Raw genomic sequence first — 23703 nt, forward strand, 5'->3', positions numbered from 1 at the left:
TCAGGCCCTAGCGCTTGAACAGCAAGCGTGAGAAGCTATATTTTCAATAGCAAAAGGGACCATGCAAAAGGCAGAGCACGCCTCTATGCGCCCGCCTGCCTGCACGCAAAGCCCCGCACACAGCCCCTGCATGGACAAACAGGTGACCGCTGACTTGCTGGGCGGCGCACTACACTCCACGCTTTGTCTTTTTCCTGATTCGATCCATGACGTACTGCGTCGCCATCAAACTCAATGCCGGACTGGTGTTCCTGTCCGATTCCCGAACCAACGCAGGCCTGGACCAGATCAGCTCGTTTCGCAAGATGATGATCTACGAGAAGACGGGCGACCGCTTCATGGTGCTGCTGTCGGCAGGCAACCTGAGCATCTCCCAGTCGGTGCGTGAGATCTTGCAAACCACCCAGGTCAAAGACCGCGAAGACGGCGAGGCCGTCACCATCTGGAACGCCAAGAGCATGTTCGACGCCGCCCGCGTGCTGGGCGCGGCCGTGCGCCATGTGCACGACCGTGACGGCGCGGCCCTCAAGCGATCGGGCGTGGATTTCAATGTGTCGATGGTGTTTGGCGGCCAGATCAAGGGCGAAGGCATGCGCCTGTTCCAGGTCTACTCAGCGGGCAACTTCATCGAAGCGACCTCTGAGACGCCTTACTTCCAGGTGGGCGAGTCCAAGTACGGCAAGCCCGTGCTCGACCGCGTGCTGACCCCCGAAACGCCCCTGGAAGAGGCCGCCAAGTGCGCGCTGGTGTCCATGGACAGCACGCTCAAGTCCAACCTCTCGGTGGGCCTGCCGCTGGACCTCGTGGTGTACGAGGCCGATCGCTTCGCCACCGACAAGGTGGTGTGCATTGACGAGAACAACCCCTACTTCCGCATGCTGCACAACAGCTGGGGCCAAAAGCTGCGCGAGGTGTTCGACAGCATTGAAGACCCGGCCTGGAACGGCGGCAGCACCCACGCGCCCATCCTGACCAACACCACACGCGCCAAGCCGCTGCGCAAAATCACCACACCGCAGGACAAGCTGATCTGAGCCCCCTGCGCTGAGCCCAGCCCCACCATGCCACGCACACCCACCCAGCCTCCGCTGCCCATCGTTTTCTCGCACGCCAACAGCTTTCCAGCCGGCACCTACCGGCTGCTGTTCAAGCACCTGCGCGAGCGGAACATGGACGTGAGCGCCGTGGAGCGTTTTGGCCACGAGCCGCAGTACCCGGTCAGCAACAACTGGCCCCACCTGGTCCAGCAGTTGGCCGACTTTGCCCAGACGCAGGTGCAGCGCATTGGGGGGCCGGTGTACCTGGTGGGACATTCACTGGGCGGCTTTTTGAGCGTGATGGCCGCCGCCCGCCACCCCACTCTGGTGCGCGGCGTGGTGCTGATCGACTCGCCCCTGATTGGTGGCTGGCGCGCCAATGCGCTGGGTGTGGCCAAAAGCACGCAGGTGGTGGGCTCCATCTCGCCCGGCAAGGTGAGCAGCCGCCGCCGTGAAAGCTGGGCCAGCAACGAAGAGGCGCTGGAGCACTTTCGCAAAAAGAAGGCCTTTGCCCAATGGCACCCCGAGGTGCTGCAGGACTACATTGCGCACGGCCTGCAAGACCACGCGGGCAAACGCGTGCTGGGGTTTGACCGGGCGGTGGAGACCGCCATCTACAACACCCTGCCCCACAACCTGGGCCGCCTGCTGAGCAGCCACCCGCTGCAGTGCCCCGCCGCATTCATCGGCGGGCGCGACTCGGAAGAAATGCGCCAGGTGGGCATGGCCATGACCCAGCGCGTGACCCAGGGCCGCACCATGATGCTGGACGGCAGCCACCTCTTTCCCATGGAACAGCCCCTGGCCACGGCCGCTGCCATCGAGGCATCGGTGCTGAACCTGCAAGCCGTGGGCGCCGCCGCGCACCCGCAGCGCTGATCACAGTACCGGTCGGCGGGCGGGGCAACACCGCCGCATCGTTACCGATTTGTGAAATACCCAAACCCGGTTGCACAAAAAACGTGAGGGGTTTTGGCTGGCTTTCCCCTACACTGCTCAATTGTTACAGTGTGATACACAGCCATGCCAATCTCCGCTGCGCGTCTTTCTGCGTTGGTTTACCTGCTCTTTGCCGGCTTTTTGGTAGCCACGGCCGTGGGCAGCCACAACAGCACCACGGTGGCCATCATGGTGGCTTCGGTGCTGATGTTTGCCAGTTGCTGGGCCAGCGCCATCCACCTGCTGGGCGGCAAGGCAGCGCTGCGCTTTGTACTGATCGCGGTGTGCCTGGGCTGGTTTGCCGAGCAGATGGGCGCCTCGCGCGGTTGGTTTTTTGGCAGCTACCACTACACCCAGGTGCTGGGGCTGCAACTGGGCGATGTGCCGGTGGTCATTCCGCTGATGTGGTTTTCGCTCACCTACGCGGGCTACGTCATCGCCAACCTGATCGTCTGGCAAACCCCGGTCTACCGCGCCCCCAGCCTAGGCCAGGCAGCGCTGATGTCCCTCATCACCGCCCTGGTGGTCACTGCGTTTGACCTGGGCGCAGACCCCTACCTGATCCGCGTGGTTGGCGCCTGGACGATGGAAAAAACCAACGGCCACTGGTTTGGCGAGACGCTGCAGGGCTTTGTGGGCTGGGTGTTCGTGAGTTTTTGCATCGTCAGCGCATTCCGCCTGGCCACCCGGCACGTTCCACTGGTGCCCACCAGTGGGTTCAAGCGCCGCGATGCGCTGGTGCCCCTGGCCATCTACGGCACCGGCATGGTGTTCCAGATGGCGCTGGGCGACCCGCCAGAGACCCGTGCCATCGCCCCCTTTGCCATGGGCATCCCGCTGCTGTGCGCACTGGCAGGCCTGCAACGCTGGACACCCGCCCACCAAGGAGCCCCCGCATGAACCCGCGCCTGCGCGCCGCCAACGAGGCCGAGCTGAACGCCATGCAGTTGGACACCGACCCACTGGCCGACGACACCATCGCCCGCATTCTGGGCCCCTGGCCCGCAGGCATGCCCGCCCCCGATGCCAGCCAGTGGCAAGCCATTGGCACCGTCAACCGCTTGTTTGCACAGTGGAACAGCAACGCCGCGCTGCACCAGTGGCGCCCTGAAGGCGAAGGCATTGCCCCCGCCCTGGCCCAGGCACTGCAAGACTATGTGGCCGCAGGCCAGGTGCTGCCGAGCTGGGCAGACCACCGCAAGATCGAGCGGGCCGAGCAACTGTTCATGGAGCATGGCGCGCTGTCGTGCATCTTGCTGTTCTGCGCCAGCCTGCCCGAGTGCTATGTGATCCCCGACCTCTCCAGCGTGCTGCACACCGCAGGCCAGCTGGAGCAGCACACCGAGCACCGCATCCGCTCCACCGCAGCGATGATTTTCCCGGTCATGCTGCACGGCGGGCTCACGCAGCCTGGGGGCACGGGCATTGCCCAGGTGCTCAAGGTGCGACTGATCCACGCCACCATCCGCAACCTGATTTTGCGGGGCAACCCGCAGGACGCCCGCCACCGCATTCGCGGCGATGGCCTGCTGCCCGCGCTGCCGCTGGCGGCAGCCGCCCCGCCCACCATGCACCAGGCGCTGTACGCCCGGGGCTGGAACCTGCTGGAGCAAGGCGCCCCCTGCAACCAGGAAGAGCTGGCCTACACCCTGCTCACCTTTGGCTACGTGTTCTTGCGCAGCATGCGCCGCCTGGGCATTGGCCTGCCCCCGGCCGATGAAGAGGCCTACCTGCATGCCTGGAACGTGGTGGGCCATGTGCTGGGCATCGACTCGGCCCTGATGGTGCACAACATGCACCAGGGCGAATCGCTGATGGAGCAAATGCAGACGCGCGGCCGCGCACGCCCGGTGGCGCCAGACCCCCGCCCTGCCCTGGGCACGGCGCTGATGCAAACCATGGCCCACGCCATCCCCTGGAAGCTGGCCAAGCCCTTCCCCCGCTGATGACCCGCTACCTGTGCGGCCCCCAGACGGCGCAAGACCTCGCACTGCAGCAGCAGCCCGTGCCCTGGCTCTCGCGCGCCGTGTTCTGGGGCGTGCTGATGACCGCCCGTGTGATCGATGCCACCGTGCGCGTGGTGTTGCCGGAGTTCTCCATCGTGCGGGCGCTGACACGGGTGCTGGGCTACCACTTCATGAGCCGCGTGCTCATGGGCCAGACGCGCCCCCTGCAGTTGCCCGACCAGTTGCTCGGCCAGATGGACGACGCCATGGCCCGCTGGAGCGATGACCCCCGCGCCCCGGGCTGGCTCAATCGGCTCGAAGACCGCCTGACCACCCCTGGGCGCTGGAAGCTGGGCCGCAGGACCGTATCCCCGGCCAATGCCTGACACAAGAGCCCGCAAAGCCGCTCGCTTTCTATACTGTGCGCGTGAAAGCCCCCTCTGTGCTCCTCACTCGGCCGATGGCATGGCGCCGCAGCATGCCTCCCGCCCCCTGGGGGCCGTGGTGCGTTGCCAGCGCGTGGCTGCTGGTCGTATGGCTGGGGTGGCTGGGCATGGGCACCGCCCATGCAGCCCAGCCCCTGGCGCTGCACGATGCCCAAGGCAGCGTTGAAGCCTGGCCCGCAGTGAGGCTGCTGATAGACCCGACAGGTGGCCAAAGCGCCGAGACCGTGCTGCAACAGCGCGACCAATTCAACAGCCCCAACAAGAGCGCCACACTGGGCGTGCGCAGCGATGCGGTGTGGCTGCTGATTCCCATGCAGGTTGATCCGGCGTCGGAGGGGCGCTGGATTCTGGACATCAACCACCCAGACCTCAACCGCATTGACGTGTTGCTGCTGCAGGACGGCCAGGTGCTCCAGCGCAGCGTGCTGGGCACCGACATCCCGCGCGCCGAGCGCCCCCTGCAAGGCCGCACCCCCGCGCAAAGCCTGCACCTGCAACCAGGCCAGCGCTACGAGTTGCTGCTGCGGGTGCAAACGCGTGGCGCCATGATCCTGCCCATCACCCTCAACACACCATCGGCCATGCTCAGCCGCACCGTGAATGAGCAAATGCTGCAAGGCGTGCTGACGGGCCTGGCGGTGTGCCTGATTTTTTACAGCCTGGCCCAATGGCTGAGCCTGCGCGAGCCCTTGTTCATCCAATACGCCTTGCTCACCACCGGCAGCCTGCTGTACTCGCTGCATTTTTTTGGGGTGGGGCAACAGTACCTGTGGGGCCACAGCCCGTGGCTGACAGGCCACGCCGTGGGGCTGGCATCGCTCATGGCCATCACCGGCAGCTTCTTGTTCATGAGCCAGGCATTGGAGGGGCATAACCCACAGAGCCGCTTTTTGCGCACCATGCGCTGCGGCGCCGTCTTCACGGTGGCATTGGCGGTGGTGTATGCGCTGGACTTCATCACGCTCAAGGGCTTGTCCATCATCGTGAGCGTGATGGGGCCACTGCCCGCGATGATGAGCATCCCCGGCGCCTGGCGCCGCGCCCGCAGTGGCGACAGCGTGGGCACCACGCTGCTGGTGGCGTGGTTCATCTACGGGCTGGGCTCGGCCGCCATCATCGGTGTGATCAATGGCGGCATCCCCGTCAACTTCTGGAGCCTGCACTCCTTCCAGATCTCGGCCACCATCGACATGCTGCTGTTCATGCGGGTACTGGGCCTGCGCACCAAGGCATTGCATACCAAGGCCCTGCACTTCAGCCAAGAGCTGGACGCCATGCACTCGCTGGCCCACACCGACCCCCTCACGGGCTTGCCCAACCGGCGCGGGCTGCAGATTGCCCTGTCATCGGCCTTGTCGCGCGTGGGGCCGGAGAGCCTGCTGGCCGTCTACATGATGGACCTGGACGGCTTCAAACCCGTGAACGACCAACACGGCCACGATGTGGGCGACGAACTGCTGGTGGCCGTGACCAAGCGGCTGCAAGGCCACCTGCGCCAGACCGACGTGATCGCCCGCCTGGGCGGCGATGAATTTGTGGTGATGACCGGCCAGCTGCAAAACCCGGTGCAGGCGCACGACCTGGGCCTGAAGCTGCTGGACGCCTTCCACGCGCCGTTTTCGCTGGGGAGCATCCAGGTTCAGGTCGGCCTGACCATTGGCTACGCCATTGCCCCCAACGACAGCCAGGACGCCGCGGGGCTGCTCAAGCTGGCAGACGCCGCCATGTACAGCGGCAAGCAAGGTGGCAAGTTCTGCGTGCGGCGCAACACCGGAGATTTGGCGCTGTCATCGGTTTGAGGGCTGGCCTCCGCTCACCAAACTCAGCGCAGCGGTTGTGCCTAGGCGCTGCGTCGCAGGCAGTACGAGCAGTGCGACAAGACGCAGTGACAACGCCAGAGGGTTTTGTGAACCGCTCTTACCGGCAGCAGCGATAGGCCAGCCCCACCGATGCCGAATACCCCACCGGCTGCACCGTGAGCGGGCTGCGCCGCGCATCCCCCTGCAACTGCGACACCCGCACGCCGCCCAGCGCGACCCAGTGGCGGCTCAGGGCCACCATCACGTCCACACCCGCATCCACGCTGTACAAACCCGCGTGGGGGTCAAACGCAGGCAGCGGGCTGGTAGAGCCCGCCGCAGAGGTTGGCACCCCAAAGTGGCTGCGCAGGTATTGCCGGTCGGCAAAGCTGGCCCCCACGCCGAACGACACGCGGGTTTGCTCGGAATAGGGAAAGCTGTACCCCAGGTTGGTCGACAGCAGCATGCCGCCATCGCGCCCCAAAATATCTTGCGACACCCCGGCTCCCACCGACCAGCGCGGGGTGAGCGCATAGCCCGCGCTCAGGCGCGCACGCAGGGTGGAGCGCACCTCGGGCAAGCCACGGCGCATGGGCGAATCCGATCCATCGTCCCCCTGGTCAATGCGCAGCGATGCGTTCAGGGCAAAGCGGTCGCTTTGGGCCAGCGTGGCACTGGCGCCTGAATCAGACCGCCCCGCCAGCCCATGCCCCATGAGGGTGCTGCCACGCGAGGTGCTCAGGCGAAACCGTCCGTATTCCAGCGCCCAGGCCGGACGCAGGCTGTAAGAGCGGCCCGCGCCCCCCGCATAGTCGGGGCTGGAGCCTACGATGCCCCCCAGGACATAGTTCAACGCGGGCTTGGAAGCAGCAGACGCCGGAGCGGGCGCGGCCTCTTGGGGGGCCGTGGTTGTCACAGTTGCCGAACTTGCCGCGCCGGGCACCTCAGCGGCAGCGCCCGCCGCCTGAGCCAGCGCCGCCGCACTCACACCGCAGCACACCCAGGCCAGCACCGACCTCAGGCGGGGGCGCAGGTGATGGCTCACTCGGCCCATTGCACCCACCCCAGCCACGCGGTGGCCAGCACCACCACACCAAACACAATGCGGTAGTAGGCAAACGCCACAAAGCTGTGCGTGCTGATGTAGCGCAGCAACCAGCGCACACACAGCCAGGCGCTGATGAACGAAAACACCAGCCCGGTCAGGAACATCGGCGCATCGGCCAGCGACAGCAGTGCACGCTCCTTGTACAGGCTGTACACGCCCGCGCCAATCAGCGTGGGGATTGCGAGAAAAAACGAGAAGTCCGTCGCCGCCTTGCGCGACAGCCCCAGCAGCATGCCGCCAATGATGGTGGAGCCGCTGCGGCTGGTGCCCGGCACCATGGCCAGGCACTGCACCAGGCCCACCTTCAGGGCGTCCAGCGGGGTCATGTCGTCCACCGCCTCAATGCGCGTGGCCACGGGCGCACGGCGCTCTGCCCACAGGATGATGAAGCCGCCCACGATGAACGTGGTGGCCACCACCACAGGCGTGAACAGGTGCGCCTTGATGGCCTTGCCAAACAGCAGCCCCAGCACCACGGCAGGCAAAAAGCCGATGAACACATTGAGCGCAAACCGCTGCGCCTGCCGCTCCGTGGGCAGCGCCACCAGCGTGGCACGGATTTTTTGCGAATACACCAGGATCACGGCAAAGATGGCGCCGGTCTGGATAGCGATGTCAAACACCTTGGCCTTGGCGTCGTCAAAACCGAGCAGCGAGCCCGCAAGAATCAGGTGGCCGGTGGACGAGATGGGGAGAAACTCGGTCAACCCCTCTACCACCCCCATGACGGCGGCCTTGGCCAGCAAAACGATATCCACGCGCAATTCCTTCAGGCCCCACGGGCCAGCTAAAGCGCAAATTATCGTCTGACCCAACGGGGCCTGTTGCCGCACATCGCACGGCACCGCAAGCATTTCGCGCCACCCAACCGCACTTTGCGCCGCCCCCGCGCACTTCGTCGCAAAGCCCTGGCCCCTACCCGATGCGCCCGGCACAGTCACGCCATCCCAAGACGCTCTGCCCACAGCAAACAACCAACGCCCACCGCACTGCAGCGACACCCGCGAGACACCAGCCATGACCACGCTCTCCACCCTGCCTCCCGCCGTTGCCATCCACCTCACCGCTGCCGTGCTGGCCACCGCCCTGGGCCCCGTGGCCCTGTGGGCCCGCCGCAGCCGGGCACAGCGCCCACGCCTGCACCGCGCTGCAGGCTATGCCTGGGTCACGCTCATGGTGCTTACCGCGCTGTCGGCCCTGTTCATCAGCGGCAGCCGGGGGCCGCGCCTGGCGGGCTTTGGCCCCATCCACCTGCTGGTGCCGTTTGCACTGGGGATGATCGTGCTGTCGTTCCGCTACCTGCTGCAGGGCAACCTCAGCGGCCACCGGCGCACCATGCAGGGCGTGTACATCGGCGGCTGCGTGGTGGCGGGGTCGTTCACCCTGCTGCCGCAGCGCCTGCTGGGCAAATGGCTGTGGGGCAGCCTGGGGCTGATCTAACCCCAAACCGCCCGATTCCCTCTCACGCTGTTTCCGCTTCCGTTTTCTTTCACCTTTCATCGTCCATCAAGGAGCCACCATGCATCCCTCAGAACCACTGCACGCATCGCACCCCGCCAACCATGCTAAGCCAACCGACGCGCTGGGCCGCCTCGCCCGCAAGCGCGCGGGCGCCAAGCTCGGCTGGTACCTGCACGCCACCCTCTACGTGCTCGTCAATGTGGTGCTGGCCCTGCTGTCATCGGCCCACGGCAAGCACTGGGCCATCTTCCCGGCCATGGGCTGGGCCATCGGGTTGGCGGCGCATGGCCTGGCGGTGTTTGTGCTGGGCAGCGGCAGCAGCCTGCGCGAGCGCATGGTGCACACCGAGCGAGAACGCCTGCAGGCAACGCACCGCCCCCGCTGAGAGCAACAACGCTGGGCCCATTTCGGCGCCCGGCTACAGTGGCCAATGTGACTCCTAGAATCACCCCACCATGCCCATGCCGCAGCCCAACCCACCCCCCACACCGCATCGGCAACCCGCCCACACACTGGCGCCAGAGGCTGCCACAGGCGGGGCCGCGCTGGCTGTGGGCGTGGTGCGCCACGCCCTCATCGTGGCCACCTTTTGCTGCAGCATTGCACTGGCGCTGACGCTGGGCGGCAGGGGGCCATGGGACCAGAACCTTGTGTACTCCCTGGCCATCGGCATGGTGTCCTGGGCTGTCATCGAGGCCGGTCGCATCACGCTGGCACGCCATGAGGCAGGCATGTGGCCCCGGGGCTGGCGGGGCATTGCCCTGGTGGCCGCAGGCACGGTCACCGGCTTTGGCGCGGGCACCGCGCTGGGCGATCTGTGGTGCCAGTGCTCCACCTGGGCACGCTGGCAGGCCACCCCCGGTGCGCTGGCCACAGTGTTGGTCATCACCACGCTGGCCACGGTGGCAGCATCGTTCTTCTTCTACAGCCGGGGCACGGCCCGCGCCCTGCAGGCACGCATCGCGCTGACCGAGCGCGACGCCGCCGAGGCGCGTCTGAAACTGCTCGAAACCCAGCTAGAGCCGCACATGCTCTTCAACACCCTGGCCAACCTGCGCGTGCTGATTGCACTAGACCCCGCGCGCGCCCAGGCCATGCTGGACCACCTGATTGCCTACCTGCGCGCCACCTTGACCGCATCGCGCGCCACCCATCACCCCCTGGCCGACGAGTTTGACCGCTTGCGCGACTACCTGGAGCTGATGGCCGTGCGCATGGGCCCGCGCCTGCACTACACGCTGGATTTGCCCGAGGCCCTGCGCCAGGTGCCCGTGCCCCCGCTGCTGCTGCAGCCGCTGGTAGAAAACGCCATCCGCCATGGGCTGGAGCCGCAGGTCGCGGGTGGGCACATCAGCGTGCGGGCCAGCGTGCAGCCCAGTGCCCCTTCCACACCGTCAGCACCAGCCACGCAATATCTGGTGCTGGAGGTGAGCGACACCGGCGTGGGCCTGGGCCATAGCGCCCACCCCACGCCCGGCACCACCGCCCCCGCCGCCAGCACCCACTTTGGTCTGGCCCAGGTGCGCGAGCGGCTGGCCACCCTGCATGGCAGCGCAGGCACTCTTGATTTGATAGCTGCCAGCGCGGGTGGTACCAGCGCTAGCGTGCGTTTTCCTTTAAAAATCCAGCACCCATGACACCCGCAGCCCCGCGCGCCCTCATCGCCGAAGACGAGCCCCTGCTGGCCGCTGCGCTACAGCAAGAGCTGCGCACCGCCTGGCCCGAACTGCAGATTGCCGCCACGGTGGGCGACGGCCTCTCGGCCGTGCAGCAAGCGCTGGCGCTGCAGCCCGATGTGCTGTTCTTCGACATTCGCATGCCCGGCCAGACGGGGCTGGACGCTGCCGTCGCGCTAGCCGACGCCTGGCCCGCACACCGGCCTTTTCCGGCGCTGGTGTTTGTCACCGCCTACGACCAGTACGCCGTGCAGGCCTTTGAGGCCCAGGCCGTGGACTACCTGCTCAAGCCCGTGCAAAGCGCCCGGCTGCAAAAAACAGTGCAAAAACTGCGTCTAGCGCTTATTCATAAATCGCAAGCAGCTACGAATTCAATAGCAAATCAAAGCACTGCAACCCTGGCCCCAGCACACACTGAGGCGCACACACAGGCTCTGGAGCCCAGCCTGCAACGCACCGTAGACCAGTTGCGCCACCTGCTGGCCCAGCCTGGCCTGTGGCCCGGGGCAACATCCAGCGCAACCAGCGCCCCCCTCGCCCCCGCGCTACTGGCAGCGCAGCAGCAGGCCCCGCGCCTCACCGTCATCCAGGCCAGCCACGGCAGCCAGATCCACATGGTGCCCGTGGGCGACGTGCTGTACTTTGAGGCGGCAGACAAGTACGTGCGCGTGCTTACAGCCGGTGCCGAATACCTCATCCGCACCCCCCTCAAAGAGCTGTCGGACCAGCTCGACCCGCAGGAATTCTGGCAAGTGCACCGCAGCACCCTGGTGCGTGCCAGCGCCATCGCCACGGTGGTGCGCGACGAATCCGGCAAGCTGCACCTGAACCTGCGCGGGCGCCCCGAGCGCCTGGCCGTGAGCCGCCTCTACGCCCACCTGTTCAAGGCGATGTAGCCATGCCATCGTTGCGGGGCACCAGTGGCGCCCTTCTCCTACGCGGCTGCGCAGGGACCAGCCGTTAAAATACGCGTTGGGTGTCTGCGCAAATCGGCGCAACAGGTACAGCGATGGTCGGGCCGCCTCGCGGCTTTTCTACGACTGCTTGCCTGCATGAACACCCCTCTCATCCAATGGATCGCCGCCGCCCTGTTTGGCCTGGCGCTGCTGCACACCTTCTCCGTCAAATGCTTCGAGCGGCTATCGCACCGCTACCCGCGCCACGCCGGGCTGTTTCACCTGCTCGGTGAGGTCGAGGTGGTCTTCGGCTTCTGGGCCATGGTGCTCATCGTGGCCATGGCTCTGGCCGCAGGCCGCCCGCAGGCCCTGCAGTACGCCGAGTCGCGCAACTACACCGAGCCCCTGTTCGTCTTCGTCGTCATGGTCATCGCCGCATCGCGCCCCGTGCTGCGCACCGTGATGGCGGCCGTGGACACCCTGGCGCGCGTCACGCCACTGCCCACCCCGCTCGTCACCGCCTGGCTGGGCCTGGCCGCCGTGCCGCTGCTCGGCTCGCTCATCACCGAGCCCGCCGCCATGACGATTGCCGCCCTCATGCTGGCCCCGCAAATCTTCCGCCCCGCCGTGCCCGAGCGGCTCAAGTACCTGGCGCTGGGCGTGCTGTTCGTCAACGTGTCCATCGGCGGCACGCTCACCTCGTACGCCGCGCCACCCGTGCTGATGGTGGCCGCCACCTGGGGCTGGGACAGCGCCTTCATGCTCACCACCTTTGGCTGGAAGGCCGCCGTGGCCGTGCTGGTCAACGCCACCGCGTGCGCCCTGGTGCTGCGCCGCCATCTGCCCACCGCCGCCGCCCTGCAGGCCGGGCAAGAGGCCGCAGACCAACGCCCCGTGCCCGCCTCCGTCGCTGCCGTACACATCGCCCTGCTGGCAGGTGTGGTGCTGTTTGCGCACCACCCGGTCGTGTTTTTGGGATTCTTTCTGATGTTCCTGGGCTACACCCAGGCCTACGCACGCCACCAAAGCCCGCTCATCCTCAAAGAAGCATTGTTGGTGGGCTTCTTCCTGGCCGGGCTGGTGGTGCTGGGCGGCATGCAGCAATGGTGGCTGCAGCCCATCGTCTCAGGCCTGGAGCCCCTGGCCCTGTTCGCGGGCGCTGTGGGCCTCACGGCCATCACCGACAACGCCGCCCTCACCTACCTGGGCTCGCTCATTGAAGGCATCTCACCTGCCGCCCAATACGCGCTGGTGGCTGGCGCCGTGGCAGGCGGTGGCCTCACCGTCATCGCCAACGCACCCAACCCAGCAGGCGTAGCGTTGCTGAAAAATGGCTTTGCCGACCAGACGATTGGGGCGGGCGGGCTGCTGCTGGGGGCGCTGGGGCCTACGGCGGTGGCGGCTGGGGCGTTTTTGGTGTTGTAACAAGAGGGATGGAGACCCAGCAGAGCCGCTGAAGCAGACATCCGGGCGACGGGCACCGTTTCAGCAACAACAGACCTGCAAAAGATGCATTCCATCGCAGGGAGATGGAGCGAGAGCGGTGATGAAGCGAGCGGCTTCATGTACAGGGTTGCACCCCCATTCATTGACAGGGGCGTGGGGTTAGTATTTGCGCCATGCAAATTGCTGTCCATCCAATCCGCCAGCGTTTGGCGTGGGTTCACACGCTCAAGTTCCAGATCGTCGCTATCGCCGTGACGGCCGCAGCGGCAGCTGCCATCATCACCGCCCATTTCGCATTCATCGCTACGGAAGCCAACATGCAGCAGTTGCTGGTGCAAGCCGAAAGCGACGATGCTGAACGCACAGCAATGCTGCTTGGTACCAAGGTTGACATGCTGCGTGACGCGCTGAAGGCGACCACACGGCAAACTCCGGCGGAGCTCTGGAGCACCCCCGGCGCAATGCGGGCACATCTGCAGGCAAACCCGGCTCTGGGCTCACTGTTTGAAGGCGTGATCGCGGCCAGGCCCGATGGCGAATTGCTGGGACGAATCTCCCAGGGGAAACTTGCAACCGATCTGCCCAATATCGGGGACCGAGCTTACTTTCAACAAGCACTGCTCACCGATCAGCCGGTCATCTCCGACCCGCTGACGGCCAAGCTCGTCCATACGCCAGTGGTAGTCATGGCAATTTCTGCCCGAGGGCCTGGTGGTGAAGTGCTGGGCGTTCTTGCAGGCGTGCTGACACTGAACTCGAACAACCTGTTTACCGATGGGATACGTGCAAATCGGGATGAGGGGTCACGCGTGCTCGTCATGAACCGCCAAGGCGTACTCATGGCGCACACAAACCAAGCACGCATTCTGGGCAACGCAGCCAACGAGCCCGAACTTGCCGACGCCTTTGAACAATGGCATGACTTGGGCAGCCCGATAGACACCGTCGGCAAAACCACCCAAAGCCAAGGACATCTGGTTGCAATGGCCGGTATTCCGGACACAGATTGGACGTTGACTCGCATTGTCCCTTTGTCCGAGGCACTTGCGCCCGTGGCGACCGCTCGCAAGACAGCCGGAACCTCAGCCGCATGGGTAGCGCTGGTCGTAGCGGCGCTTTCGGGGGCACTGGCGTGGCTCATTACGCGCCCCATTTCCCGGCTTCACGCACGCGCCAATTTGCTGTTAGCACAAGACGATTTGTCTGCAGATGAATGGCCCCGCGGTCATGGTGAGGTGGGGCAATTGGGGCAAGCATTCGCTCAAGTGATGGAGCTGCGACGCCAGAAGCAAGGGGAAACTGACGCACTTCTGTCCAAAATTGAAGCGGTGCTTGACCATGCAGATATCGGCATTGCGCTGACACGCGACGGTCGATTCGAGATGGTGAGTCGAGAGTTTTGCAATGTGCTTGGATTCCAACGAACCGACATCCTGGGCCAATTGGCCTCCATCATCTATCCCGACCAGCAAGCATATGACGCACTGTCTGCAAGGGCCCTGCCTGCCTTCATGCGCAACGGTGTGTTCAACGGAGAGGTGGAGCTGAAGCGCAGTGGTGGCGAAGTCTTTTGGGCACGACTGCGTGGAAGGGCTGTCACACCGGGAGATAGCTCCAAGGGCACCATATGGACCGTCGAGGACATCACCGCATCGCGAGCACACCGCGAGCGCCTTGTGTGGACGTCCAGCCACGACTCTTTGACGGGGCTGGTCAATCGCGCCGCGTTCGAAGAAATGCTGAAAGAGTCGACTTCGCAGGCGGCCGACAAGCCGCTCTGCGTCATGTTCATAGACCTGGATCGCTTCAAGCAGGTCAACGATACAGGGGGGCACTCAGCGGGGGACACGCTCCTGCGCGACATCGCGCACGCCCTGTCAGGGCAAGTACGCCAAACGGACACCGTGGCACGCCTGGGCGGCGATGAGTTTGCCGTTTTGTTGCATGGGTGTCCTCTCCCACGGGCCACAGAGGTCGCAGAAAAGCTGCGAAGCGCCGTGGCCTCCTACCGCCTCCCCTGGGAAGGGCACTCTTTCAGCGTAGGAGCGAGCATCGGATTGGTGGTTGTCGATGCATCTTTCATAGACGCAGCGGCTGTCATGGTCGCTGCCGATTCAGCATGCTATGCAGCCAAGGCACAAGGTCGCAACGCTGTGGTGGTCTATTCTGCAAATACCTGAAGCTCGGTATCTGCACCGCCAGGCCCTGTGAAGTTCGGATTCACCTTTGGCCAATACGCGAAGGTCACCGCCCCTCCACCTCCCACCGCCCCGCCACGTTCTTCAGCAGCGTGTTCACCGCTGCCAGCCTGCGGCTGCGCACGTCAATCAAACTGCGCTGCGCCGATAGCACCGAGGCCTGGGCGGTGATGACATTGAGGTACCCCACGGTGCCTGCGCGGTACTGGTTGCTCACCACATCCAGCGCACGCTGGGCGGCGGCCAGGGCTTCGGTTTGCAGTTGCTGCTCTTGCGCCAGGGCGGTGGCGGCGGTCAGGTTGTCTTCCACCTCTTGCAGGGCCGTGAGCACGGTTTGGCGGTAGGTGGCGGCGGCTTGTTCGTTGGCGGCGCGGGCAGATTCCACTGCAGCCGTGCGGGCACCGCCATCGAACAGCGACAGTGCCAGCTGCGGCCCCAGGGACCAGAACAGGTTGGGGGCGTTGAACAGATTGGACAGCTCCGAGCCCCGGTACCCCGCCGTGCCCGACAGCGTGAGCGCTGGGAAGAACGCAGCCCGGGCCACACCGATTTGCGCGTTGGCGGCGGCCACGCGGCGCTCGGCAGCGGCGATGTCGGGGCGGCGCTCCAGCAACTGCGAGGGCAGCTGGGCGGGCACCACGGGTGGCAAGGGCAGCCCGCCAGTGGCGGGCAGGCTGAAGCTGGCAGGGGCCTGGCCCAGCAGGGCGGCCAGGGCGTGCTCTAGCTGGGTGCGGCTGCTTTCAGATTCGAGCAGTTGCACCTGGGTGGATTTGTATTGCGACTCGGCCTGCGCCACATCGGCCACCGAGGCCACGCCCGCTTGCTGGCGGTTGCGTGTCAGCTCCCAGCTGCGGTCATAGGCCTGCAGTGTTTCGCGCAGGATCTGTGCGTTGGCCTCTGCGGCGCGCAACGAAAAATAGGTTTGCGCCACGCTGGCCTGCACCGACAGGCGGGCGGCTGCCAGGTCGTCGGCACTGGCCTGGGCGCTGGCGCGGGCGGCGTCCACGGTGCCTGCGATGCGGCCCCACAGGTCCAGCTCCCAGCTGGCATTGAGGCCGATGGAATGGCTGGTGCTAATGCGGGCGGTGCTGCTGCCATCGGCCGCCTGGCTGCCGCTGCGCGCACGCGATGTGCTGGCGCTGGTGCCAAGCGTGGGGCCCTGGCTGGCGCGGCTGCTGGCCACGGCGGCCTGGGCGGCGCGCAGGCGGGCCAGCGACAAGGCAATGTTCTGGTTGCCGCTAGCGGCCTGCTCTTGCAGGGTGTTGAGCGTGGCATCGCCGTACAGCGTCCACCACGCGGCGGGCACTTCTGCACCCTGCGGCCCAGCTTGCCCAGCTTGCGCGGGCTGCCAGATGCCGCCTGCGGTGGCGGCCAGGGCTTCTTTGTAGTGGGCGGGCACGGTTTGCGTGGGGCGCTCGTACCCCGGCTGGGTGCTGCAGGCGGCCAGCACGGTCAGCGCAGATACCGCCAGCAGCGTGGGCACGCAGCGCAGAGCGGCAGGCATTGCAGAAGAAGGCGACCGGGTGGGTGGTGTCATGGACGGTGTGCCGAATGGAATGGGGGTGGCAGGCATCAATCGTTTCCTTCAAGCGCCGGGGTCGCCGAGGTCGGTGTGGTGGGCGCGTTGAACGCCGTAGGGGCCTGGGGCAAGCCGCCCCGCAGGCGGCGCACGGTGCGCAGCACGCGCTGGCGCAAGCGGTCCAGCGCCACGTAGACCACCGGCGTGGTGTAGAGCGTGAGCAGCTGGCTCACCAGCAGCCCGCCCACCACGGCAATGCCCAGCGGCTGGCGCAGCTCGGCCCCGTCGGCGCGGTTGATGGCCAGGGGCAGCGCGCCAAAGATGGCGGCCATGGTGGTCATGAGGATGGGGCGCAGCCGCAGGCTGCAGGCGCGGTAGATGGACTGCGCAGCCGTGACATTGCCTGCGCGCTGCCGCACCAGCGCAAAGTCAATCATCATGATCGCGTTCTTCTTGACGATGCCGATCAGCAAGATGACGCCAATGAGCGCGATGAGCGAGAACTCGGTCTTGAACCACATCAACGCCAGCAGCGCCCCCACCCCGGCCGATGGCAGCGTGGAGAGGATGGTGATGGGGTGCACCAGGTTTTCATACAAGATGCCGAGCACCAAGTAGATGGTGATGATGGCCGCCAGAATGAGCAGCGGCTGCCCGGCCAGCGCCGACTGGAACGCCCCCGCCGTGCCGCTGAAGCTGCCGCGAATGCCCACGGGCACGCCCAGCTCGGCCACGGCGTTGTTCACCACGTCGGCCGCCTGCGACAGCGACACGCCCGGCGCCAGGCTGAAGCTGATGGTGCTGGCAGGCGTGCCGCGTTCGTGGTTCACAGACAGCGGCGTGTTGGTGGTGGTGATGCGCGCAAACGCGGTGAGCGGCACCTGCTGGCCTGCGCTGTTCACGAAGAAGAAGCCGCGCAGCGTCTCGGGGCTTTGCAGGTATTGCGGCGCGGCCTCCATCACCACGCGGTATTGGTTGAGGGGGTTGTAGATGACGCCCACCTGCCGCTGGCCAAAGGCGTCGTTCAGGGTGGCGTCAATCTGCGCCATGGTCAGCCCCGCACGGGTGGCGGCGTCGCGGTCGATGACCAGCGTGGTTTGCAGGCCATAGTCCGACACATCGCTGTTCACGTCCTCCAGCTCGGGCAGTTGCGACAGGGCCTGGCGGATGCGTGGCTCCCAGGTGCGCAGCTCGGCAATGTCGTCGGCTTGCAGCGTGTAGTCAAACGACGCGCTGCTTTGCCGCCCGCCAATGCGGATGTCGCGCTGCGGCGACATGAACAGGCGTGCGCCGGGCTCATTCTTGAGCTGCTCGCGCAGCCGCGCAATCACCGTGTCAGAGGATTCTTGCCCCGGCCCGCGCTTGAGCGTCATGAACATCTGCGCCGCATTGCGCTGCCAGCCGCCGGTGGAGCCAGTGACGTATTCCACCGCCGGGTCGGCCTGCACAATCGACAAAAAGCGCTGCAGCCGCTGCTCCATGGCCTGGTACGAGGTGGCCTGGTCGGCCCGGATGAAGCCGGAGATGCGGCCCGTGTCCTGCTCGGGCATGAAGCCTTTGTCGATGGCGGTGTAGAGGTAGACGTTGAGCCCCACCACCCCCGCCAGCACCAGCAGCAGCACCGGCTGGTGGCGCAGGCACCAGGCCAGGCTTTTGCGGTAGCCGCGCAGGCCACGGGCCTGCAAGCCATCCACCCACCGCGAGAAACGCGCCCACACACCTTGGCGTGGCGAGGCCGGTGTGGACTTGGGGTGCTTGAGCAAGGCCGCGCACATCATGGGCGTGGTGGTGAGCGACACCAGCAGCGACACCAGAATGGCCGCCGACATGACGATGGCGAATTCGCGAAAGAAGCGGCCCACGATGCCGCCCATGAACAGGATGGGCACGAACACGGCGATGAGCGAGATGCTCATGGACACGACGGTGAAGCCGATCTCGCGCGCGCCATCGAGCGAGGCCTTCAGCGCCGACTTGCCCCGCTCCATGTGGCGCATGATGTTTTCGAGCACCACGATGGCGTCGTCCACCACAAAGCCGGTGGCAATGGTCAGCGCCATGAGCGAGAGGTTGTCGAGCGTGTAGCCCGCCAGGTACATCACCCCAAGCGTGCCCGCCAGCGACACCGGCACGGCCACCGCAGGGATGAGCGTGGCGCGCCCGTTGCGCAAGAACAGAAACACCACCAGGATCACCAGCGCCACGGCGATGAGCAGCGCGTGCTCCACCTCTTTGACCGAGGCACGCAGCGTGGGCGTGCGGTCGGAGACGATCTCAATGTCGATGGCCGCCGGGATGGACGCCTTCAACTGCGGCAGCATGGCGCGCACGCGGTCTACGGCTTCGAGGATGTTGGCGCCGGGCTGCTTGAACACCTGCAGCAAGATGGCAGGCTTGCCGTTGGCTACGCCGAAGTTGCGCACGTCCTGCACCGAGTCGGTTACATCGGCCACGTCGGACAGGCGAATGGCGTTGCCATCCTTCCAGCGCAGCACCAGCGGCGCGTAGTCGGCCGCCACGCGGGCCTGGTCGTTGGCGGCGATCTGCCAGTAGTGGTCTTCACGCTCCACCGCGCCCAGGGGGCGGTTGGCATTGGTGGTGCTGATGGCGCTGCGCACCTGCTCCAGCGACACGCCGTTGGCCGCCAGCCGCACCGGGTCGAGCGACACGCGCACCGCAGGCAATGCCCCACCGCTGACGGAGGCCTGCCCTACCCCTTCGACCTGCGAGAGCTTTTGCGCCAGCACCGTGGAAGCCGCGTCGTACATCTGCCCGCGGGTGAGCGAGCCGGATGTGAGCGCCAGGATCATGATGGGCGAATCGGCCGGGTTGACCTTGCGGTAGGTCGGGTTGCTGGGCATGCCCGTGGGCAGCAGCGTGCGGGCCGCGTTGATGGCGGCCTGCACGTCGCGCGCGGCGCTGTCCACGTCGCGGCTCAAATCAAACTGCAGGGTGATGCTGGTGCTGCCCAGGATGGAGCGCGAGGTGATTTCGTTGACCCCGGCGATGGAGCCCAGCGCCCGCTCCAGCGGGGTGGCGACGGTGGCGGCCACGGTGTCGGGGCTGGCGCCGGGCAGGCTGGCGCTGACGGAGATGGTGGGGTAGTCGACCTGGGGCAGCGGGGCGACGGGCAGGAGGAAGTACGACACCGCGCCCACCAGGGCCAGGCCCAGGGTGAGGAGCATGGTGGCGATGGGGCGGTGGATGAAGGGGGTGGAGAGGCTCATGGGACGGGCCTCTGGGTTTTGATGTGTTTTGGGGATCTAGCGCTTACGTAATAAGCGCTATCAGCTATTGAATTAGTAGCATATGGAGTGGCACCCAGCCGTTCGGGCTGAGCTTGTCGAAGCCTGGGCTTGCTCGTTGATTTAGCAACATGCCTCTGCCCAGGGCGGGTGCCGGGATGTGCCCCCGGCGGGGCACCTTCTTTTCTTGCGTCGCCAAGAAAAGAAGGCAAAAGAAGGCGACCCCACTGTCTGCGTCCCCAGCGCTGCGCACTGGGGCAACCTGCGGTGCTCGCGTCCAGCGGGGTCTCGCTCAAACTCGCTGCGCTCAAACAGTCGCGATCCCTGATCCGCTGGCCGCTGCGCTCCTCGGCACATACAGAGGGGATGGAACGGCCGAACAGCCAACATCCCTTCGGGCCATCGCTGCGCTCGGCCCCATTTCGCGGGCGCATGCGCCCCGCGCTGGGCGCAGCGCCGATCAAGTCGAGCGTAGCGAAGACCCGTGTGGCTGCTGGGCTGTTTGGATGTTCGGCTGCCCATCCCCTGTGGCTGCGCCTGCGGCGGGGCGGTTGCGGGGTGGCACGCGCGTCGGAGCGCGCGTGCTTCGTGAACTGACTCGCTGCGGCTGTCTGAACGGAGCTGCTACGCAGCGCAGTGAGTTCCGCAGCGCCCCCCGCAACCGCCCCGCCGCAGGTTTGCCCCGCAGCGCAGCGCAGGGGCCGCAGACTTGGGGTCGCCTTTTCTTTGCTTACTTTCTTTTGGCGAAGCAAAAGAAAGTGAGTCGCCCGCCGGGGCGATAACCCGGCCCCCGCCCCATGCAAATGCATGAAGCCAAAAGTGCCTCCAGCGCTTATAGGAAAAGCGCAAACAGCTACAAAAACAGGAGCGCCCATCACACAGTCCCCCTGCGCGCCCGCCACCGCTCAGCCCACCCCTCAAACGTCAAATAAATCACCGGCGTAGTAAACAGCGTGAGCAACTGACTCACGATCAGCCCCCCCACCATCGTCACCCCCAGCGGATGCCGCAACTCACTGCCCACACCCCCACCCAACATCAACGGCAACGCACCCAGCAAAGCCGCCAACGTCGTCATCAAAATCGGCCGAAACCGCAGCAAACAGGCTTGGTAAATCGCCTCACGCGCAGGCAGCCCCTGATCCCGCTGCGCCTCCAGCGCAAAGTCGATCATCATGATCGCGTTCTTCTTGACGATGCCGATCAAGAGCACGATGCCAATCACCGCCACGATGTCTACATCCAGCCCCGCCATCCACAACGCCAACAGCGCGCCAACGCCCGCAGAGGGCAAGGTGGAAAGGATCGTGACCGGATGGATCGTGCTCTCATACAGCACCCCCAACACGATGTACATGGTGACCACTGCGGCCAGGATGAGCAGCAAAGTGTTCGACAACGACGCCTGAAACGCCAGCGCCGCGCCCTGGAAGTTGGTGTCCACCGACAGCGGCAGCAACCCAGCCGCACGGGCAGCGGCTTGCTCTGCCTGGATGGCTTTGACCGCATCGCCCAGCGCCACGCCCGGCGCGGTGTTGAACGAGATGGTGGCCGCAGGCAGCTGGCCCACGTGGTTCACCGCCAGGGGCATGGGGCGCTCTTCCAAGCGGGCGACGGACGACAAGGCCACAGGCTTGCCCGCGCTCGATGTGACGTAGATGCTGTTCAAAGCCTCGGGCCCCAGCTTGAACTGGGGCGCCACCTCCAGCACCACGCGGTACTGGTTGGACTGAGTGAAGATGGTGGAGATGAGCCGCTGGCCAAAAGCGTTGTACAGCGCGGTGTCGATGCCCGCCACCGTCACGCCCAGGCGGCTGGCCTGGGCGCGGTCAATCTGCACAAAGGCCTGCAGGCCCTGGTTTTGCAGGTCACTGGCCACATCGGCCAGTTGCGACAGGGCGCGCATGCGCTGCACCAGATCGGCGGTGCTGGTCTGCAGCTGGGCCATGTCGGGCGAGGAGATCAGCAACTGGTACTGCGTGCGCGCCACGCGGTCTTCGATGGTGAGGTCTTGCACCGGCTGGGCATACAGGCGAATGCCTGCCAGATCGCGGGTGTCATCGGCCAGGCGCCGCAGCACCACGGGGGCGCGGTCGCGCTGGGCGTGGGGCTTGAGGTCAATGAGCAGGCGGCCGGTGTTGAGCGTGGTGTTGGCGCCATCCACACCAATGAAGGACGACACGCTTTTCACGGCCGGGTCTTGCAGAATGCGCTCGGCCAGTTGCTGCTGGCGCTCGGCCATGGCGGCGAACGAGATGGACTGGTCAGCCTCGGTAGTGGCCTGCAGCGTGCCGGTGTCTTGCACCGGAAAGAAGCCTTTAGGCACCACCAGGTACAGCACCACCGTCAGCACCAGCGTGGCGCCAAAGGCCAGCCAGGTCAGTCCCCGGCGGTTCAACACCCATTGCAGCGCACGGCCATACAGGGCGATGGTGCGGTCAAAAAAACGGCCGGTGGCCTGGTACAGGCGGCCGTGGCTTTCTTCGGGCGTGTGGCGCAGCAGGCGGGCGCACAGCATGGGCGTGAGCGTGAGCGACACCACGGCCGACAGCAAGATCGCCACTGCCATGGTGATGGCGAATTCATGGAACAAGCGCCCCACCACATCGCCCATGAACAGCAGCGGAATCAGCACCGCGATGAGCGAGATAGTGAGCGAGATGATGGTGAAGCCAATTTGCTTGGCGCCCTTGAGTGCGGCCTGCAGCGGTGGCTCGCCCTCTTCCACATAACGGGCAATGTTCTCGATCATCACGATGGCGTCGTCCACCACAAAGCCGGTGGAAATCGTCAGCGCCATCAGCGTGAGGTTGTTGATGGAAAAGCCCGCCAGGTACATCACGCCAAACGTGCCCACCAGCGACAGCGGCACCGCAAAGCTGGGAATGAGCGTGGCCGACGCACTGCGCAAAAACACAAAGATCACCGCCACCACCAGGCCAATGGCCAGGGCCAGCTCGACCTGCATGTCTTTGACCGAGGCGCGGATGGTGGTGGTACGGTCGGTGAGCACCTGCACGTCCATCGACGCGGGCAGCGTGCTTTGCAACTGGGGCAGCAGGGCTTTGATGCGATCAACCGTGTCGATCACGTTGGCGCCGGGCTGGCGGCGGATGTTGAGGATGACGCCGGACTTGGAACCCGTCTCTGGCGTGCCCGCCCAGGCGGCCAGGCGGGTGTTTTCGGCATCGTCCACGGTTTGCGCCACATCGCGCAGGCGGATGGGGTTGCCGTTTTTGAAAGCGAGGATCAGGTCGCGATATTCCTGCGCCGACTGCAGCTGGTCGTTGGCGTCGATGGTGGAGGCGCGCGCGGGCCCGTCAAAGCCACCCTTGGCCTGCTTGACGTTGGCCGCTGCGATGGCGCTGCGCACGTCTTCGAGCGTGAGACCCAGGTTGGCCAGCGCGGTGGGGTTGGCCTGGATGCGCACCGCCGGGCGGCGCCCGCCCGCAATGGCCACCAGCCCCACACCGTTGACCTGCGAGAGCTTGGGCGCCAGGCGGTTTTCCACCAAGTCGTTCAAGCGAATGACCGGCAGCGAGGGCGAGGTGATGGCCAGCGTGAGCACGGGCGCATCTGCCGGGTTGACCTTGCTGTACAGCGGCGGCATGGGCAGGTCGTTTGGCAGCAGGTTGCTGCCTGCGTTGATGGCCGCCTGCACCTGCTGCTCGGCCACGTCCATCGACATATCGAGCGCAAAGCGCAGCGTGATGACCGAAGCCCCGCCCGAGCTGGTGGAGGACATTTGCGACAGGCCCGGCATCTGGCCAAACTGGCGCTCCAGCGGTGCGGTGACGTTGGACGTCATCACATCGGGGCTGGCGCCGGGGTAGAGCGTGGTGACCTGGATGGTGGGGTAGTCCACCTCGGGCAGGGCCGAGATGGGCAGCAGCCGGTAAGCCAGCAAGCCCGCGATGAGCAGCGCCACCATCAACAGCGAGGTGGCGATGGGGCGCAGGATGAAGAGGCGGGACAGGTTCATGACGA

General features: G+C 65.8%; 17 protein-coding genes. 12 read left to right on the forward strand and 5 right to left on the reverse strand.

Annotated elements, in window-relative coordinates; translation table 11 throughout:
* Positions 1 to 206 precede the first annotated feature (206 nt).
* The 6 genes from EAG14_RS12970 (at position 207) to EAG14_RS12990 (ending at position 6167) form a co-directional block, all read left to right on the forward strand.
* Positions 207 to 1034, forward strand: coding sequence for a proteasome-type protease (locus tag EAG14_RS12970; RefSeq protein WP_121729097.1), 828 nt, complete (start codon positions 207 to 209; stop codon positions 1032 to 1034).
* Between the two features lie 27 nt (positions 1035 to 1061).
* Positions 1062 to 1916, forward strand: a complete 855-nt coding sequence (locus EAG14_RS12975; protein WP_121729098.1) for an alpha/beta fold hydrolase — start codon at positions 1062 to 1064, stop codon at positions 1914 to 1916.
* A 144-nt stretch (positions 1917 to 2060) separates the two neighbouring features.
* Positions 2061 to 2876 (forward strand): carotenoid biosynthesis protein, encoded by an 816-nt coding sequence (locus tag EAG14_RS12980; protein ID WP_121729099.1) that lies wholly within the window; start codon positions 2061 to 2063, stop codon positions 2874 to 2876.
* Entirely contained in the window at positions 2873 to 3922 is a 1050-nt protein-coding gene (locus EAG14_RS12985; RefSeq protein WP_240456776.1) for an oxygenase MpaB family protein, read from the forward strand. Before EAG14_RS12980 ends, EAG14_RS12985 begins: the two co-directional genes overlap by 4 nt.
* A complete protein-coding gene (locus EAG14_RS23390) occupies positions 3922 to 4308 on the forward strand; it encodes a hypothetical protein (protein ID WP_240456777.1) in 387 nt (128 codons plus the stop codon). The genes EAG14_RS12985 and EAG14_RS23390 overlap by 1 nt, the downstream gene beginning before the upstream one ends.
* Positions 4309 to 4400: 92 nt before the next feature.
* Positions 4401 to 6167 carry a diguanylate cyclase gene (locus EAG14_RS12990; RefSeq protein WP_240456778.1) on the forward strand — a complete coding sequence of 589 codons (1767 nt, stop codon included), beginning with the start codon at positions 4401 to 4403 and terminating at the stop codon, positions 6165 to 6167.
* Between the two features lie 118 nt (positions 6168 to 6285).
* On the opposite strand, the gene EAG14_RS12995 is transcribed toward EAG14_RS12990, so the two are convergent.
* Positions 6286 to 7221 carry a MipA/OmpV family protein gene (locus tag EAG14_RS12995; RefSeq protein ID WP_121729101.1) on the reverse strand — a complete coding sequence of 312 codons (936 nt, stop codon included), beginning with the start codon at positions 7219 to 7221 and terminating at the stop codon, positions 6286 to 6288.
* A complete protein-coding gene (locus tag EAG14_RS13000) occupies positions 7209 to 8033 on the reverse strand; it encodes an undecaprenyl-diphosphate phosphatase (RefSeq protein ID WP_121730466.1) in 825 nt (274 codons plus the stop codon). The genes EAG14_RS12995 and EAG14_RS13000 overlap by 13 nt, the downstream gene beginning before the upstream one ends.
* Before the next feature lie 259 nt (positions 8034 to 8292).
* On the opposite strand from EAG14_RS13000, the gene EAG14_RS13005 reads away from it, so the two are divergent.
* From EAG14_RS13005 to EAG14_RS13030, 6 genes are all read left to right on the forward strand, one after another.
* On the forward strand, positions 8293 to 8715 hold the full coding sequence (locus EAG14_RS13005; RefSeq protein ID WP_121729102.1) for a DUF2306 domain-containing protein: 423 nt from the start codon (positions 8293 to 8295) through the stop codon (positions 8713 to 8715).
* A 79-nt stretch (positions 8716 to 8794) separates the two neighbouring features.
* Positions 8795 to 9121, forward strand: coding sequence for a 2TM domain-containing protein (locus EAG14_RS13010; RefSeq protein ID WP_121729103.1), 327 nt, complete (start codon positions 8795 to 8797; stop codon positions 9119 to 9121).
* Between the two features lie 76 nt (positions 9122 to 9197).
* Positions 9198 to 10373 (forward strand): sensor histidine kinase, encoded by a 1176-nt coding sequence (locus tag EAG14_RS13015; RefSeq protein ID WP_121730467.1) that lies wholly within the window; start codon positions 9198 to 9200, stop codon positions 10371 to 10373.
* Entirely contained in the window at positions 10370 to 11308 is a 939-nt protein-coding gene (locus EAG14_RS13020; protein ID WP_121729104.1) for a LytTR family DNA-binding domain-containing protein, read from the forward strand. Before EAG14_RS13015 ends, EAG14_RS13020 begins: the two co-directional genes overlap by 4 nt.
* 156 nt (positions 11309 to 11464) lie before the next feature.
* A complete protein-coding gene (locus EAG14_RS13025) occupies positions 11465 to 12733 on the forward strand; it encodes a putative Na+/H+ antiporter (protein ID WP_121729105.1) in 1269 nt (422 codons plus the stop codon).
* A gap of 194 nt (positions 12734 to 12927) precedes the next feature.
* Positions 12928 to 14934, forward strand: coding sequence for a diguanylate cyclase domain-containing protein (locus EAG14_RS13030; protein WP_121729106.1), 2007 nt, complete (start codon positions 12928 to 12930; stop codon positions 14932 to 14934).
* Between the two features lie 64 nt (positions 14935 to 14998).
* Here EAG14_RS13030 and EAG14_RS13035 read toward each other — a convergent pair whose 3' ends face one another.
* From EAG14_RS13035 to EAG14_RS13050, 3 genes are all read right to left on the reverse strand, one after another.
* Positions 14999 to 16456 carry an efflux transporter outer membrane subunit gene (locus EAG14_RS13035; protein WP_121729107.1) on the reverse strand — a complete coding sequence of 486 codons (1458 nt, stop codon included), beginning with the start codon at positions 16454 to 16456 and terminating at the stop codon, positions 14999 to 15001.
* A 68-nt stretch (positions 16457 to 16524) separates the two neighbouring features.
* Entirely contained in the window at positions 16525 to 19698 is a 3174-nt protein-coding gene (locus EAG14_RS13040) for an efflux RND transporter permease subunit (RefSeq protein ID WP_240456780.1), read from the reverse strand.
* A gap of 892 nt (positions 19699 to 20590) precedes the next feature.
* The gene (locus EAG14_RS13050; protein WP_121729109.1) at positions 20591 to 23698 is read right to left on the reverse strand and encodes an MdtB/MuxB family multidrug efflux RND transporter permease subunit; all 3108 of its coding nucleotides are present in this window, start codon (positions 23696 to 23698) and stop codon (positions 20591 to 20593) included.
* Positions 23699 to 23703: the final 5 nt, after the last annotated feature.

Origin of the sequence: Acidovorax sp. 1608163, from assembly GCF_003669015.1 — a bacterium.
Taxonomy (GTDB): domain Bacteria; phylum Pseudomonadota; class Gammaproteobacteria; order Burkholderiales; family Burkholderiaceae_C; genus Acidovorax.

Coding starts and splice junctions, on each gene's coding strand:
- EAG14_RS13020 (WP_121729104.1), top strand. CDS start 10,370: ATGACACCCGCAGCCCCGCGCGCCCTCATCGCCGAAGACGAGCCCCTG.
- EAG14_RS12970 (WP_121729097.1), top strand. CDS start 207: ATGACGTACTGCGTCGCCATCAAACTCAATGCCGGACTGGTGTTCCTG.
- EAG14_RS12975 (WP_121729098.1), top strand. CDS start 1,062: ATGCCACGCACACCCACCCAGCCTCCGCTGCCCATCGTTTTCTCGCAC.
- EAG14_RS12990 (WP_240456778.1), top strand. CDS start 4,401: ATGCCTCCCGCCCCCTGGGGGCCGTGGTGCGTTGCCAGCGCGTGGCTG.
- EAG14_RS13040 (WP_240456780.1), bottom strand. CDS start 19,698: ATGAGCCTCTCCACCCCCTTCATCCACCGCCCCATCGCCACCATGCTC.
- EAG14_RS13005 (WP_121729102.1), top strand. CDS start 8,293: ATGACCACGCTCTCCACCCTGCCTCCCGCCGTTGCCATCCACCTCACC.
- EAG14_RS13025 (WP_121729105.1), top strand. CDS start 11,465: ATGAACACCCCTCTCATCCAATGGATCGCCGCCGCCCTGTTTGGCCTG.
- EAG14_RS12995 (WP_121729101.1), bottom strand. CDS start 7,221: ATGGGCCGAGTGAGCCATCACCTGCGCCCCCGCCTGAGGTCGGTGCTG.
- EAG14_RS13050 (WP_121729109.1), bottom strand. CDS start 23,698: ATGAACCTGTCCCGCCTCTTCATCCTGCGCCCCATCGCCACCTCGCTG.
- EAG14_RS23390 (WP_240456777.1), top strand. CDS start 3,922: ATGACCCGCTACCTGTGCGGCCCCCAGACGGCGCAAGACCTCGCACTG.
- EAG14_RS13015 (WP_121730467.1), top strand. CDS start 9,198: ATGCCGCAGCCCAACCCACCCCCCACACCGCATCGGCAACCCGCCCAC.
- EAG14_RS13035 (WP_121729107.1), bottom strand. CDS start 16,456: ATGCCTGCCGCTCTGCGCTGCGTGCCCACGCTGCTGGCGGTATCTGCG.
- EAG14_RS13030 (WP_121729106.1), top strand. CDS start 12,928: ATGCAAATTGCTGTCCATCCAATCCGCCAGCGTTTGGCGTGGGTTCAC.
- EAG14_RS13010 (WP_121729103.1), top strand. CDS start 8,795: ATGCATCCCTCAGAACCACTGCACGCATCGCACCCCGCCAACCATGCT.
- EAG14_RS12980 (WP_121729099.1), top strand. CDS start 2,061: ATGCCAATCTCCGCTGCGCGTCTTTCTGCGTTGGTTTACCTGCTCTTT.
- EAG14_RS12985 (WP_240456776.1), top strand. CDS start 2,873: ATGAACCCGCGCCTGCGCGCCGCCAACGAGGCCGAGCTGAACGCCATG.